Origin of the sequence: Sphingobacterium sp. UBA6317, assembly GCF_002440385.1 — a bacterium.
In the GTDB taxonomy this organism is placed as follows: domain Bacteria; phylum Bacteroidota; class Bacteroidia; order Sphingobacteriales; family Sphingobacteriaceae; genus Sphingobacterium; species Sphingobacterium multivorum.
In genome coordinates, this window is sequence record NZ_DJTD01000046.1 from 192,711 (window position 1) to 208,198 (window position 15,488).

The window sequence follows — 15,488 nt, forward strand, 5'->3', positions numbered from 1 at the left end:
AAATTTGGCTGTTAATTACCATTTATAGCTTACACCAATACCGGGAGCAAAAATATTTGTCGCATAAGTACCCGAAAGATGACTCTCCACATTGGTTGATTGGCGAGCCACGATGCGCTGGTATGCAAAGGAACCTGTGACGTCAAATTTTGGTGATGGTTTTATTGTAAAACCTCCTGATATCAAATACCTGGTGTTATCTGGTGTCTCCGGATAAACATAAGCACTCTGCTGTACTGGAGTTGCGATCACACCGCCACCTATACGTAATTGCAAGCGGTCGGAAGCAATATATTCCAATCCTGCTTTGACGGATCCTGCTTTATCGTATTTTTTTGGAGAATGCGTATCTTGCAATACCGGCGTATTTTCTTTGTAATCGAAATCTAGCGCCTTATAGATGTCATAATTGATGATTGTTGCATCAAGAGCCATCTTCAATTTCTCCGAAATAGGGAAGGCAACGCCCGCGGCAAATGTGGATGGTAGCGGTAATTCAGCACTGAATTTGTTGCCCGCAGGGAAGTTGCTTGCTACCGATTCAGGCACGTCAAAATTTGCATCTCCATTTTTAAGTTTGGTGACGACTTTAGAGCGGTAACTTACCGATATAGCGAAGTCGTCTTCTAAGTTATAATGAATACCCACGTTATACCCCGTTCCAGTTCCGGTTCCTTTTAGGGTTGCCAGTCCGGCGTGACCGTCCGGATAGAATACCGGAACAGAATTTTCGAGGTCTACGGTACCAACGTTGTATACAAAACCACCCCCAACACTAAAATTTTCAGTCAGTTTGAAACTCAATGTGGGCTGAATATAGATTGCACGTAGCGAAAGGCTGACCAAACTGAATTTACCTACCCAATCTTTCCCCCAATCGACGGCTCCACCGTAAGGTGTGTATACTCCAATACCGGCTTTCCACCAGGAGTTTTTAGGGCCGAATGCAGCAAATAATGAAAAAGGAGTTGAAATCTGATTTCTAGTATGATAAACAACTGTACTGCCGACCTCTTGAAAGCCAGATTTGTACATCACGGCATTACCGGCAACTGAAATAGCGTTATGGTCCATTTTTGCTAAAGCACCCGGACTATAAAAAATGGAAGACTCATCTAAAAAGTAAGCAGAACCTGCTCCCCCCATTCCCACAGCTTTGGGACTTTGTAGATTCACTTGAGATCCTTGTGCAAACAGGAGTGACGGACTTGCACAAAGTATTGAAAATAGCAGTTTCTTCATACTAGTGTTTATTTTTGGTTAACATTCCTCTTTCAAATACAATGCTAACATAATAAATGTTTGACTAAAATTAATAAATGTTGTGTAATATTTTTTTTGCTCGTACCTTTAAGTGCAAGGATACTAAAAATTAAACGATCATATTATATGGCTACAATCACTTTTAAAGGCAATCCAGTAAACACGAAAGGCAGTTTACCACAGGTTGGCGAGCAAGCTCCTGATTTTAAATTAACTGCAGGCGATCTTTCCGATAAGTCTCTTACAGACTTCAAAGGAAAAAAAATTGTATTAAATATTTTTCCTAGTGTAGATACCGGAACTTGTGCTGCTTCCGTACGTGCATTTAATAAAGAGGCTTCTCAGTTGGATAACACTGTGGTGTTATGTATATCGAAAGATTTGCCTTTTGCACAAGGCCGCTTTTGTGCTGCAGAGGGGCTAAATAACGTAGTGACATTATCAGAGTATAAAGATTCAAACTTTTCAGATGCTTATCAATTGGCTATCGCTGATGGACCTTTGGCAGGTTTATTGAGCCGTGTTGTCATCACATTGGATGAAAATGGAAAAGTATTGTACGAAGAGCAAGTCGCAGAAATTGCTGATGAGCCAAATTATGCTGCAGCGATCGCATCGTTGAATTAAGTAGGATGAGAGTGAATAAAAAAAGCCTTTGCTTATGCAAAGGCTTTTTTAGTTAATGTATATTCGCTAACTATTACAAAGCGAACGTTTATTTCGTTTTCTCTAAAGCCTGCAAGATATCGTTGATGATATCTTGTTGATCTTCCAGACCCACAGACAGGCGGATACTGCCCGGTTTGATGCCCAGATTCAAACGTTCTTCTTCCGACAATTTTGAGTGTGTCGTTGAAGCTGGATGCGTTGCGATTGATCTTGAATCTCCTAAATTAGAGGTATATAAAATCATTTCCAAATGATCTACAAAGGCTTTTGCTCGCTCAAAACCACCTTTGACAACAAAGGTTACAATACCGCCACCAGCTTTCATTTGTTTCTTGGCCAGCTCATATTGTGGATGGCTTGGTAAAAATGGATATTTTACATCCTCAATTTCCGCATGATTTTCCAATGCCTCGGCCAAAGCCAATGCGTTAGAACAATGGCGATCCATACGGATGCCCAACGTGTCTAAACTTTTTGATATGATCCAGGCATTGAAAGGCGATAATGCGGGGCCTGTATGACGGATAAAGAACATCAATTTATCGATAAGCTCTTGTTTTCCGACAACAATACCGCCCAAAACACGACCCTGTCCATCCATATATTTGGTCGCCGAATGGATAACCAGGTCAAATCCATATTGAATCGGTTTCTGAAGATAAGGTGTGGCAAAGCAGTTGTCGATCGACAGAATGATATGAGGATATTTCTCCTTGAATTTACCCAACCATTCCAAATCAACCAATTCCAGACCTGGGTTGGATGGCGATTCTAAAAAGATGATTTTCGTATTCGGCTGAATTGCTTTTTCCCATTCTTCGGGATTAGCGGCGTCTACGTAAGTTGTTGTAACGCCCCAACGTGGGAATAGTTCCGTAAATAACTGATGTGTAGAACCGAATATTGCACGTGAAGAGACAATATGGTCTCCACTTTCGATAATTCCTGCAAAGGAGGCAAATACTGCTGCCATACCTGACGCAAAAGACAATCCTGCTTCTGCACCTTCAAGAATACAGACTTTGTTGATGAACTCAGAGGTATTTGGATTGGCATAGCGGGAGTAAATCATTGCATCCTCTTCGCCAGCAAAGACCGCCCGACCTTGTTCAGCGCTGTCGAAGATAAAACTTGATGTAAGGTATAAAGGAGTCGAATGTTCGCGAAGTGCTGAACGATCGACCTGTTCACGTATGATTTTAGATTGATCTTTTTTCATGATGTGTAAAGGTACGAGATGAAATTTTTATATTTGTATAATTAGCAATGAAATAACCCATTTTATGAAAAAAATATGGCTTTTGCCTTGTACTATATTCCTAGTGCTTTGCTTTTCCTGTTCAAAGGATGAGGAAGGAACTTTTGACAAAGACCAATGCAAATTCCGATCTTGTATCTAGAGTCATCTACCGCTGAATTATTTATGTCTAACGTGAACGAAATGAAATTGAGTTATCGTGGGAAACAATTGGATCGCATTATAGGAGGATTTTTAGAGATACCTACCACGAACGGATTTGCCCCCTTTTTTACGGATAAGGTGTACTGGGACGTTCGTGTAAACGGAAATCGGATGATACTTGAAAAAAAGAGTTTTAATAAGGAACTTATATTTTCAGACAGACAGAAGTTATTATTTGAGGGCGGGAAAATTGTCGAACTTATCAATACATAGGTGATTTGCTAAAAGGGGAGTACAGCTACGTCGACGAGCAACTCAGGTCCTAAAAAACGTTCTATTTTAATTCAGCGAAGAACCTAGATAGCCTCGTTGTAAGTTATCCTAATTCAGCTTTTAAAACTGTTCAGATATTTAGTGACTATGATGCCAAGCCTAATGAGATCAAAGGAGTTATGGTGCTGGAAGAGTTTCTCCCCCGAGCCTTGTCGACAAACAATTATTTAAGAAAAAATACAGTTTCGATTTCTGAAACTGGCGAGCGGGTTCAAACTGGCCGGGCCACATGTGCTGAACAATTGTTCTACTAGTGCCAAGTATTATTACAGCATTCATGTTTTGCATATTTTAATCAATCGATTGATTAAAACAAAGAATACGATTTGACCTAGGGATAAATTCTGTTGGAGCTGAGCATCGATCGGTTTTGTACGCAAATGTTACATACAGCATTTTGCAAAACTTCTTATCTTAGGGCTTTACAACCTAATTTTCTAGCACATAAATATAGACTATGTTGACAATCTTGTTATCCTCCATTTTACTTTCCAGCGGGCCTGTAGCCAAATCAGATACTTTAAAAGCTTACGGGGCTCTGCCAACCGAGCGTCAATTAAAGTGGCAAGAGATGGAAACGTATTGTTTGATTCATTATACGCCGACAACTTTCCAAAATAAGGAGTGGGGTTATGGGGATGCACAGCCCTCATTGTTTAATCCTTCGGCTTTTGATGCAAATCAAATTGCTAAGGCAGCGGCAGCGGGTGGTTTCAGGGGCTTAATTAGTGTGGCAAAACACCATGATGGATTCTGTTTGTGGCCAACCAAGACAACATCCTATAGTATCGCTTCTTCGCCATGGGAAAATGGAAAAGGTGATATGGTCAAAGATTTTATGCAAGCGACCCATCGAAATGGGATGAAATTTGGTGTATATCTTTCTGCTTGGGATCGTCACGATGAACGTTACGGTACTCCGGCCTATGCTGAAGCCTACAGACAGCAGCTGACTGAGTTGATGAGCAATTATGGCCCTTTGTTTACATCCTGGCATGATGGAGCAAATGGTGGTGATGGCTTTTATGGTGGCCATGAAGGAAAGCGTATCATCGATCGAACAACTTACTATGAGTGGCATGAAAAAACCTGGCCAATTGTACGAAAATTACAGCCTGAAGCGGTTATTTTCTCAGATATCGGTCCCGATATGCGTTGGGTGGGTAATGAAAAAGGATTTGCTGCTGAAACTTCATGGGCAACATTTACGCCGATTGGCTTAAACGGAAAAGTCGCTGTACCCGGAGCGACAGAATCACATAATGCCGAAACAGGTGACCGTAATGGTAAATATTGGATACCTGCTGAATGTGACGTGCCACAACGTCCGGGATGGTTTTATCATGAAGAACAAGATAGCCGTGTAAAAACACCAAATCAGCTTTTTGAGATCTATTTAAAATCCGTTGGAAGAGGAGCATGCATGAATCTTGGCTTAGCACCGATGCCTTCTGGTACATTACATGAGAATGATGTGAAGTCGCTGCAGGCTTTTGGGAAAAAAGTGAAGGAAACTTTCCGTACCAATTTAGCCAAAGGAGCGACCATCACGGCATCCAATGTCCGTAACGGTGATTCCAAATCCTATGGTACTTCATTTATTACCGATAACGACCGCTATAGCTATTGGGCAACAGACGATTCCAAAACATCGGCAACATTGGAAATAAAATTAAAATCCCCAGCGAAGTTCGACCTTATTCAGTTGAGAGAAAACATTAAGTTGGGACAACGTATCGATAGTGTTTCGATTGAACGTTGGGAAAATAACAGCTGGAAGCCTTTGGCCAAAGCAACAAGTATCGGTGCAAACCGCCTCATCAAACTCGAGCAACCTCAAACTGCAAGTCGACTACGTCTTCATGTCTATGCTCCTGTAGCGATTACGCTTAGTGATTTTGGACTGTTCAAGGAGTATAACGAATCCTTTGCATTTAATACCAAAGAGGTGAAAAAGCTGACTGGATTTAAGATTTCGACAGGTAGATCCAATAATAATGCTTATATATCTGACGGAAAACCAGGTACTTTTGCGACTGTTGCCGAACAAGGTGTAATCGTTGTCGCTACAGACAAACCTGTTTCTGGTATCGGCTTCCTTCCTCGTCAGGATGGAAAGAACATAGGGACACCAACACATTATAAAATATCAACCAGTACCGACGGAAAAACATGGACCCTTGTTAAAGAGGGCGAGTTTTCCAATATTAAGGCAAATCCAATTTTGCAACAGGTGTTTTTTGATACAAACAGTGCAACCAAGTTTATCAAATTTGAACCAAAACAATTTATCGACGGCAATGAATTGGCCATAGCGGAATTTGAATTGTATGGCAAATAAATTCTTAATGTTTATCGTGGTATGTATATGTCATACCACGTTGCTTTTTGCCCAACAAAATCCACTCGTACTTTGGTATAATAAGCCCGCGAAGGTTTGGGAAGAAACTCTGCCATTGGGAAATGGACTCATCGGCATGATGCCAGATGGAAATCCTAGTCAGGAAAAGATCGTGCTCAACGAGATCAGTATGTGGTCGGGCAGTCCAGAAGATCCCAATAATTATGAAGCCTACAAAAATGTTGAAGCCATTCAGGCACTGCTTAAAGCTGGTAAAAATGATGAAGCCGAAAAACTGGTCAATGAAACTTTTGTGACCAAAGGCAAGGGATCTGGTTTTGGTAATGGTGCAAAGGTTCCCTATGGCTGTTATCAGTTATTCGGTGACCTTTTGCTGGATTATAAATTGCCCGCGGGAACGATCGAAGAGTACAAGCGTTCCTTGGACTTAGCGACTGCCTCGGCACAAACTTCATTCAAGATAAACGGACAACAGTTCCAACGTCGTTATTATACTTCTTTTGACAATAATGTAGGTATTATCCAATTGAACCAACATAACGATGAGGTACAGCAGTTAGGCATATCATTCCAGCGGCAGGAAAATATTGACCGTTACACCTTGTTGGACGATGGGATTCTGATCGAGGGATTTTTGCCTGATGGAAAAGGAGGTAAAAATCTGAAATTCGTTGGATTAATTCAGGTTAAAGGTAAAAATCTGCAGATCAGCAAAAAGGATAAAACCTTAGAGGTGTCTGCAAAAGGCGGTCTCACGGTCTATTTCTCAGCAAGTACTTCCTATTATGGGAAGGATCCTTTACCTGTTGTCAAAGCGGCTGTTGCAGCCGCAAAAACTGCTGACGAACAGAAAATATATAAAAACCATCTTGCTGCCTATCAAGAAATCTTTAATCGGGTAAATCTTAATTTGTTTGGAAATAAGGCGAATAACGCTATCCCTACCAATGAACGGATTGCCAATTTCTATAAAAATCCAGTTCAGGACCCTGATCTGGCCACAATTTATTATCAGTATGGAAGGTATTTGAATATTTCAAGTGCTGCTCCTAAAAATACAAATTCTCTGCCGCCAAATCTGCAGGGACTATGGGCTAATCAGATCAATACACCTTGGAATGGTGACTATCATCTCAATATCAATGCACAGATGAATCATTGGGGCGTGGAGGTCAATAACCTGAGCGAATATCATAAGCCTTTTATTGAAATGATAAAGCGGATTGCAAAAACTGGCGAGCAGACAGCAAAGGCTTACTATAACGCACCGGGTTGGGTGGTCTATATGATGACGAATATCTGGGGGTATTCCGCTCCGGGTGAGCAGGCTTCCTGGGGAGCGAGTACGGCATCAGGCTGGTTATGTAACCATCTCTGGGAACATTATCTGTTTACCGGGGATAAAAATTACCTCAAAGAGATTTATCCGATACTCAAAGGAGCGGCAGAGTTCTACGATCATACATTGGTTCAGGACCCTAAAACAGGATGGTGGGTCACTTCACCGTCGGTGTCGCCGGAAAATGCTTTCCGAATGGCCAATGGAAAAGTTGCTGCGGTTGTGATGGGACCTACCATTGATAACCAGATCGTACGGGAGTTATACCAGGCGGTGATCAAAGCTGATTCTATCCTTACGACGAACGATAGTTTTGCCGGCGCCTTGAAAGCGAAGCTGAAGGATGTCCCTCCGCCTGTAGTTGTTAGCCCATCGGGGCGCGTAATGGAATGGCTCGAGGACTATCAGGAAGTTAAACCTAAACATCGACATGTATCACATTTATATGGTCTGTATCCCGCGGCATTTATCTCGCCACAGACGACACCTGAATGGGCTGACGCAGCACGTAAGACTTTAGCTGTACGTGGTGATGAAGGAACCGGCTGGTCTAGAGCATGGAAAATATTATTTTGGGCGAGATTACAGGATGGTGATCATGCACTCGAAATTCTAAGGCAGTTGCTTAAGCCCGCTTTTACCAATGAAACAACCTATCAGGGAGTCGGGGCAGGTACCTACCCTAATTTGTTCTGTGCGCATCCGCCTTTTCAGATAGACGGAAACTTCGGCGGCGCAGCCGGGATTGCCGAGATGTTGATACAGAGCCACAATGGTTATATCCATCTATTACCTGCGCTACCTAAAGCCTGGTCAAAGGGTGAAGTTAAGGGACTTAAAACCCGTGGAAACTATACCGTAGACATCAAGTGGGAAAATGGAAAGGTTTCCGCCTTGCAGATTAAAGGTAAAAAAGGAAAGCTTCGTCTATTTGAAAACGGAAACTATAAAGATTATGAAGTTCGTTAACTATTTTTGCTTGATTTCTGTGCTGGCCTTGGGGGCAACAGCCTGTACACAAAAGTCCGAATCGGCGAAGACAGCCGCCTTATTGAATAGCTTTAGCTATAAGATAACCGGAAAAACCACTGCCGGGGACGGGACTCAGGTGAGCCTCGTCGATCACGACAATAAACTGCAGCAATTTGTAAAAACACAGGTTGCTAATGGGCAATTTGTTTTGGAAGGCGAACTAGCCATGGCCGGATTCTATGATATTCAGATAAAGGGTATGGAGGCCTATACATTATTTGTCGAAGACGGGAGTGACTATGATCTGAGTGAAAACCAGGGAAAGTTTACCTTGACAACCTCTTCGCAGAATGCCAAGGATTTCATACAGTTCAATGCGAACTATAAACAGCGTGAAGAGGAGGAAAAAAATAAAACGGCAAATAAAAGCCAACGGGTAAGGCAGTTGGAGAGTCAGTTGCCTTCGATGGCTGCAAGAAATGATGGTTCCTATGAGAAAACAGTCGATGAAATACAGCGCTTAAGTGGTAATGCCGCATTTAATCCACGCACACTATACGCCGATTTTATTCTCGATAGTACCCACCGTTCATCCTTAGTATTGCCTTATTTTTTTAAATACATCTCCTTGGATCAGACGAATTATAAAAAATTCGATGCCGCATTGCTGAGTTTTAATACGGATTTGCAGAAGCATCCTTATGTTAAATTTGCCCGCGAAAAGGTCGATAGGGTGAAAGACTTCTATGAAAATATGCCTGTATTTCCTGCTATTAGCCCGATGAATGTAGAACGGGATAGTTTGAATTTAAAGGATATTCCAAAGGCTAAAATGCTGATTGCCGCGTTTTGGAGAACTTCCAATACCAATAGCAAGGCCGATATGGAGATGTTACGGAAAAAAGAATCTCAATTGAACGCTATGGGGGTAAGGGTTATCTATTTTTCGCTGGATAAGGATCTGGATAAATGGATCAAATCAAGTAAGGAGCTGGCCCTAGGAAAACAGAGTTACTTTTTGAATTATAATGACCAGGCAACGATGGAAAATGATTTTGGTATAGATCGTACGCCAAGTTATCTATGGATAAATCCGCAGACCTTCCAAATTTTATCCTTGAGTGGTGAGGATCCAGCAATGCCACAGTTTTTAGGGAAGGTAAAGGAATTTCTTGCTAAAAATTAACGATTATTGTCTTAAAAAAGCTTACTTTTGAATTAACTGTTTAATATTTGTTATTTCAATACATAATGAAAGTCGTTCAATTTACAGTTCCGGTTGTTTACCAAGGATCTATTTGTGTGCAGGAAGACATTCTGCCTTCATTCTACAGCAACTATCACCGACACAAGGAAATCCAGCTGACCTATATCCTGAAAGGGCGGGGAACCTTTATGATTGGCAACTTTACACATAGTTTTGAAGAGGACGAGATCTATATCGTTGATGCAGATGAACCGCATATGTTCAAAACGGGGGAAGATATAAGGGATGGCATTCATGCCATCCATATTTTTTTCGACTACGAACATTTTAAACCCTTTCTGGATTTTCCTGAATTCGATGATGTTAAGTATTTCCTGGAACACATCAACGTCAGTAAAAAATTGGATGCGGAGCATTCCGTCGCGTTGAAAGAAAAATTTGTACAGATTAACGTGAGTGCGGGCATAGATCGTCTCCTCTCGTTTGTGAAGCTGATTAATTTTTTAAGTAAAAAAGTAGATCAATGGACTTCGCTGTATACAGGTATTCCACAAAAGAAGTTCTCAGATGCCGAAGGATTGCGAATCAATGAAATATTCCAATATACTTTCCAGCATTTTGGAGACAAAATTTCCTTGGAAGATATAGCAGCGGTAGCACACATGACACCACACGCATTTTGCAAGTATTTTAAGAAACATACCCGGAAAACCTATGTTACCTTCCTCAATGAAATCCGGATTGAACGTGCCTGTAAAATGTTGATTGACGAATCTTCGGAAAGTGTTTCTAATATCGCTTTTAAAACAGGATTTAACAATGTTGTCAATTTCAATCGGGTGTTCAAGAAAATAATCAAACTGTCGCCGAGTGAATATGTACAGGAACATCGTATGCGCTACTAGGTTGTTTGGCTAATGTTACTATGCCGTTTAATGGAATAGTCTATGGAGATTTCCGAGCTATAACTCGATCCTCATACCGTTGATTTTTGGTGGGCTCCCCTCCATGGAAATCGGAAGAATGGTTTTGTTGACAATATCGGAGAAAGACTCGTCAATAAAATTTAAAAATAGCAGGTGCTAAAATCGTATTTTTGAGTTCTAACGATAACCATTCCGGTGAATAAAAATCTATTTATTGCACTCCTAGTTTTATGTATATCTGCGCTGCGACTCCGGGCCCAATCTTCCCTTTTTAAGATCGATACGCTGCAATACCAAGGGACGGATAAGCATATCGTCAATTTGGTCATTTTGGGGGACGGTTACACCAAAGCACAGCAGGAAGACTACGCTGCCGATGCAAAGTAGTTTACCAACTATTTTTTCTCGATCGAACCCTTCAAGCAATACAGCAGTTTTTTAATGTGTTTGCTATTCGTACGATCTCCGAGGAATCTGGTGCAGTGCAGGACTGCAAAGTGGGTGACTGTGTACATGGTGAAGAATGCTAAGCGTTGGAGCGAATACGTTGAAGGTGATGTTTCAAGATACGACCAATCTATTACGTAATCCATCCTAGGTCACCATCGAGATTCGGTTGTGTGGACATTTAATTAGTTGAAATTGATTGATTTAGCGAGGCTAGCGATCACATGAGGCGATACATTGGAAACCTGGTATAGTGGTGCTCAGGTGCTTACGGTAAAGCATCCTATTGCCGGACTTGAATATCGCTGGTATGATGCCGCTACAGGGTTTTGGGAAGAAAGGGGCAATAATATTTTTTTACAAAATATTGTGGAGTTAAACGTATACCTCGTCCGTGGTATTTGGGATGACCGGGTTTCCGAGAAAACAAAAGTTTACATCAAAACATTGGACAAAATTGATGAGCCAAGGAATATTCAGGTTAAAATCGACAAGAAGAAAAACACAGAACAATTGACAGTAAAGGATAAAGTCGATGCGCGTTATAGCTATATCTGGATGAATGAAGAAGGTAATCCGATCTATGAATGGGACGAATTTAATGGCGAGTATGTACGTCCAACAGGGGTGAATAATGTGCTCAAAATGAAATTAAAAACCTCTTCTGGAAAGATATACGTTCAAAAAATAGATAAAGAGACCACTTGCAAAAGTGAGAAAAGGATTGTAACTTTTTAGTTATACTATTGGAGTGAAATGATTTATAAGTTAATTTTAATCTGCCGGTTAATTAACTTATAAATCATTTATATTTATGAAAAGAAAATCCAAGTCAACTTGGGGAATTCTTTCATGTGTATTCATCCTGGTTTTAGCCGCAATGCCTTCGTGCAAAAAGCATGTAAAACTTCCCGATGAAAACGATGAAACAATTCATGCGGTAAAATTCAAAGTCAAGGATTTTGAAGCGATTGTTACTCCTCTAAAAAAACAATCAACCACGGCAAAACGAGCTGCGCTGAGCGGAGCTTCTTCCGAAAACGAATTGCTGTATCATTGGACCTTTGATAACAGCGATGTTGTTCCCGAAAATGCACTTGATGATGCCGTTTTGATCGATTACAACAATGGAAAGACAGACTATGATTTTTTAGGCGGTTGGCCTGCAACGGGAAAAGCCATTAGTTTCAAAGGTGGTAAAGAGATCCTAGTCAAAATCCCTGCCACAGGTATTCATTCGCTGGGTAGCTGGACCTTTGATTGTAATAGTTCGAGTACAGGACCAAGGGCACTGCTTTTGAGTTATTCCCTGGATAAGGGGAATAGTTTTTTGATGCTCTCGGATACAATCAATTATCCATCGAATGTGTCACTTTCAGCCAAAATCCCTGTGAGTGCATCATTGGCAGATATTTCGCTTGGCAACAGCAAGGAGCTCTGGTTGAAAATTTCATTATTTGCCGGTAGCAGGGACGGAGGAGCGGGCTACAGCCCAACGACTGGTACATTCAAGATGGATAACTTGATGGTTTACGGACAAGTCAACCCGGCCGCTTTGCCTAGCAAATTTTACTACCATGTGTTTGATGCAAAATCGAAGGCTATGATCAAATCGGGCGTACTTAATTCGCAGGAAGCTTTCGATGTTGAATTGCCGAACGGAACCTATTACCTAAGTCTGATTGCTAAAAATTCGACATTGCCGCTGATCCTGGCAGGGGCGGTGGATTTTGAGCACTTTTATGCGACGAATGCTTTTTCAGAACAATCTGCAGAGTTATTTGCTAGCCGGGATACCTTTGAGGTTAAAGGGGCTATGGAACGGGTCCTAAACTTAAGTCGGATCTACAGTGAGGTCAAGTTGACTTTTACAGACAGCGAAGATCTGAGCGCAATTGATAGTATTCAGGTGAAGCAGCTTCATCCTGTGTTTCATTATTATCCTTTTATGACGCATAGTAACGACCAGGTTGATGAAAGTCTTTTGACGGTTATCCCACATTTTACGGCAGCTGATCAAAGTTTTTCGTTCAACCAATTTATGGGCTATTATCTCAACAATACCGCTATTAAATATCAGTTCCAAGTTTTCAAGGAAGGTAAATTGCTGCGTACATTTGAACTGGAAAGCGAAATCCGAAATAATGTTCAAATACAGTTTAAGGGCAAATTGCTGGAGACTGCCAATGGGAATTTGGGTTTTCAGATCGTGAAGAATGAACATTGGGACGATCATATTGTGATAGAATACTAGCACAGTTATTGTACTTAGCATCTAGCCGCCCTACATCTATTAAAACAAAAAGGTGTCCAGCAATGGACACCTTTTCTGTGATAGCATATTGGCTATATCAATTTTTTTAGCAAGGTATTCCAACCAGCCAAGTCATTCAATATTTTTTCAAGATCGGCAATGGCAACACGTTCCTGTGCCATCGTATCACGGTGACGGATGGTTACGGTGTTGTCTTCCAATGAATCGTAATCGACTGTGATACAGATTGGTGTTCCGATTGCATCTTGACGACGGTAACGTTTTCCAATGGCATCTTTTTCGTCATATTGAACGTTGTAATCCAATTTTAGTGTATTTAGGATCTCACGTGCTTTTTCTGGTAAACCATCTTTTTTGGTCAATGGTAAAATTGCAGCTTTTACCGGTGCCAATGCTGGTGGAAATTTCAATACAACGCGCGAATCTTGTTTTTCTGCTGTAGAAAGATCTTCTGTTACCAAAGAGTTACATAATACAGTTAAGAAAAGGCGGTCCAATCCGATTGAAGTTTCAATGACATATGGAATGTAGTTTTGATTGATCTCCGGATCAAAATATTGCATTTTCTTTTTAGAAAATTCCTGATGTTGTTTCAAGTCAAAATCTGTACGGGAGTGGATACCCTCAACTTCTTTGAATCCGAATGGGAAGTTGAATTCAATATCAACTGCGGCATTTGCGTAATGCGCTAATTTATCGTGGTCGTGGTAACGGTAGTTGGATGGATCGAAACCCAATGCCAAATGCCATTTCAAGCGTGTCTCTTTCCATTTGTTATACCATTCCAATTCAGTACCCGGGCGGCAGAAAAATTGCATTTCCATTTGCTCGAATTCGCGCATACGCATGATAAACTGGCGGGCAATTACTTCGTTACGGAAAGCTTTACCAATTTGGGCGATACCAAAAGGAATTTTCATACGTCCTGTCTTTTGAACGTTCAGGAAGTTGACGAAAATACCTTGTGCAGTTTCAGGACGAAGGTAAACCTGATCAGCTCCATCTGCCATAGCACCCATTTGGGTTGCAAACATCAAATTAAATTGACGTACTTCAGTCCAATTTTTGGTACCTGAAACCGGACATACGATATTATGTTCTTCAATGATGGTTTTCAGTCCAGCTAAATCGTCTGCATTCAATGCGGTATTCAAAGCGTCTAATAGGGCAGCAGCTTCAGCTGTCTTACCATCTGCTTCATAACGTGCAATCTTATCTTCGATCAATTGATCGGCACGGTAACGTTTTTTTGAATCCTTATTGTCGATCATTGGGTCGTTAAAACCATCAACGTGACCAGATGCTTTCCATGTTGTTGGGTGCATGAAAATTGCGGCATCAATACCAACAATGTTTTCGTGCAATTGCACCATGGATTTCCACCAATAAGTCTTTAGGTTGTTTTTTAATTCCGAACCCAATTGACCATAATCGTAGACGGCACTTAATCCGTCATATATTTCGCTCGATTGAAATACAAAACCGTATTCCTTCGCGTGTGATACTACACTTTTGAAAAAGTCGTCTGTCTGTTTGCTCATAAGTGGCAAATATAGATATTAGTTTTAGATTTTAGATATAAGATTCTTGATAAGAGGTATTCTTTAAATGCCTAAATCACGGATCTGCTGGGACGCATTTTTGTTATCTACTTTTTTGATGATATGCTGGATAATGCCATCTGCATCAATCACAAAGGTTGTGCGTGCTGTACCCATATATTTTTTACCATACATGTTTTTCTCTACCCATACCCCATAAGCCACCACGAGACTTTTGTCTTCATCGACAAGGAGCTGGAAAGGTAATTCGTGTTTAGTGATAAATTTTTTATGTGATGCTTCGTCATCCACACTTACGCCGATGATTTCATAACCTTCCTTTTTCAGGGACTGATAATTGTCTCTGAAATTGCAGGCCTCCGTGGTGCAGCCTGGTGTATTGTCTTTTGGATAAAAATATAAAATAACTTTTTTCCCTTTGAAATCCGAAAGATGTACCGTTTCACCATGTTGATTTTTTGCACTAAAATCCGGTGCTTGTTGTCCTATTTCTAGTGTTGCCATATGTATTTCGATTTAGTCGATTAAGATACGAAATTATAACAATAAATCTATCCGATGGTATGCTTAAGCATTTTGGTTAACGTGCCTGCTGCTACTCGTGAAGTCGACAACTTGGTTCTCGCCAAGTAATTTGATAAAAGATCTGTCGGCTGGTACAGTGAGGATAATTTTTAGAAAATCAATTGTTCTATCGACACATAAATTACTATTTTTAAAAAAACATGGAA

At 40.9% G+C, this 15,488-nt stretch carries 13 protein-coding genes; 9 read left to right on the forward strand and 4 right to left on the reverse strand.

Translation table 11 applies throughout. The features are described from left to right. Positions 1-15: 15 nt before the first annotated feature. On the reverse strand, positions 16-1,242 hold the full coding sequence (locus tag B3E92_RS15805) for an OmpP1/FadL family transporter (RefSeq protein WP_286777469.1): 1,227 nt from the start codon (positions 1,240-1,242) through the stop codon (positions 16-18). Between the two features lie 147 nt (positions 1,243-1,389). On the opposite strand from B3E92_RS15805, the gene tpx reads away from it, so the two are divergent. Next, positions 1,390-1,890, forward strand: coding sequence for a thiol peroxidase (tpx, locus tag B3E92_RS15810; protein ID WP_070570237.1), 501 nt, complete (start codon positions 1,390-1,392; stop codon positions 1,888-1,890). An 88-nt stretch (positions 1,891-1,978) separates the two neighbouring features. On the opposite strand, the gene B3E92_RS15815 is transcribed toward tpx, so the two are convergent. After that, positions 1,979-3,151 (reverse strand): trans-sulfuration enzyme family protein, encoded by a 1,173-nt coding sequence (locus B3E92_RS15815; RefSeq protein ID WP_286802890.1) that lies wholly within the window; start codon positions 3,149-3,151, stop codon positions 1,979-1,981. 156 nt (positions 3,152-3,307) lie between these two features. Between B3E92_RS15815 and B3E92_RS15820 the strand changes: the two genes are divergently transcribed. From B3E92_RS15820 to B3E92_RS15855, 8 genes are all read left to right on the forward strand, one after another. Next, positions 3,308-3,607 carry a hypothetical protein gene (locus tag B3E92_RS15820; RefSeq protein WP_145327499.1) on the forward strand — a complete coding sequence of 100 codons (300 nt, stop codon included), beginning with the start codon at positions 3,308-3,310 and terminating at the stop codon, positions 3,605-3,607. A 517-nt stretch (positions 3,608-4,124) separates the two neighbouring features. Then, the gene (locus tag B3E92_RS15825) at positions 4,125-6,008 is read left to right on the forward strand and encodes an alpha-L-fucosidase (RefSeq protein ID WP_286897530.1); all 1,884 of its coding nucleotides are present in this window, start codon (positions 4,125-4,127) and stop codon (positions 6,006-6,008) included. Continuing rightward, entirely contained in the window at positions 5,998-8,337 is a 2,340-nt protein-coding gene (locus tag B3E92_RS15830) for a glycoside hydrolase family 95 protein (protein ID WP_286802893.1), read from the forward strand. Before B3E92_RS15825 ends, B3E92_RS15830 begins: the two co-directional genes overlap by 11 nt. Continuing rightward, a complete protein-coding gene (locus B3E92_RS15835) occupies positions 8,324-9,526 on the forward strand; it encodes a DUF4369 domain-containing protein (protein ID WP_286802894.1) in 1,203 nt (400 codons plus the stop codon). The genes B3E92_RS15830 and B3E92_RS15835 overlap by 14 nt, the downstream gene beginning before the upstream one ends. 65 nt (positions 9,527-9,591) lie before the next feature. Next, positions 9,592-10,452 (forward strand): helix-turn-helix domain-containing protein, encoded by an 861-nt coding sequence (locus tag B3E92_RS15840; RefSeq protein WP_286802896.1) that lies wholly within the window; start codon positions 9,592-9,594, stop codon positions 10,450-10,452. Positions 10,453-10,668: 216 nt separating this feature from the next. After that, on the forward strand, positions 10,669-10,860 hold the full coding sequence (locus B3E92_RS15845) for a hypothetical protein (protein ID WP_286802897.1): 192 nt from the start codon (positions 10,669-10,671) through the stop codon (positions 10,858-10,860). A gap of 297 nt (positions 10,861-11,157) precedes the next feature. Continuing rightward, positions 11,158-11,658, forward strand: a complete 501-nt coding sequence (locus B3E92_RS15850) for an immunoglobulin domain-containing protein (RefSeq protein ID WP_286802899.1) — start codon at positions 11,158-11,160, stop codon at positions 11,656-11,658. Between the two features lie 76 nt (positions 11,659-11,734). Continuing rightward, the gene (locus B3E92_RS15855) at positions 11,735-13,174 is read left to right on the forward strand and encodes a hypothetical protein (RefSeq protein ID WP_286802901.1); all 1,440 of its coding nucleotides are present in this window, start codon (positions 11,735-11,737) and stop codon (positions 13,172-13,174) included. 92 nt (positions 13,175-13,266) lie between these two features. Here the strand turns inward: B3E92_RS15855 and B3E92_RS15860 are convergent, their stop codons facing one another. Both B3E92_RS15860 and bcp read right to left on the reverse strand, forming a co-directional pair. After that, positions 13,267-14,736, reverse strand: coding sequence for a glycine--tRNA ligase (locus B3E92_RS15860; protein ID WP_075994392.1), 1,470 nt, complete (start codon positions 14,734-14,736; stop codon positions 13,267-13,269). A 63-nt stretch (positions 14,737-14,799) separates the two neighbouring features. After that, positions 14,800-15,261, reverse strand: a complete 462-nt coding sequence (gene bcp, locus B3E92_RS15865; RefSeq protein WP_112374995.1) for a thioredoxin-dependent thiol peroxidase — start codon at positions 15,259-15,261, stop codon at positions 14,800-14,802. Positions 15,262-15,488 lie beyond the last annotated feature (227 nt).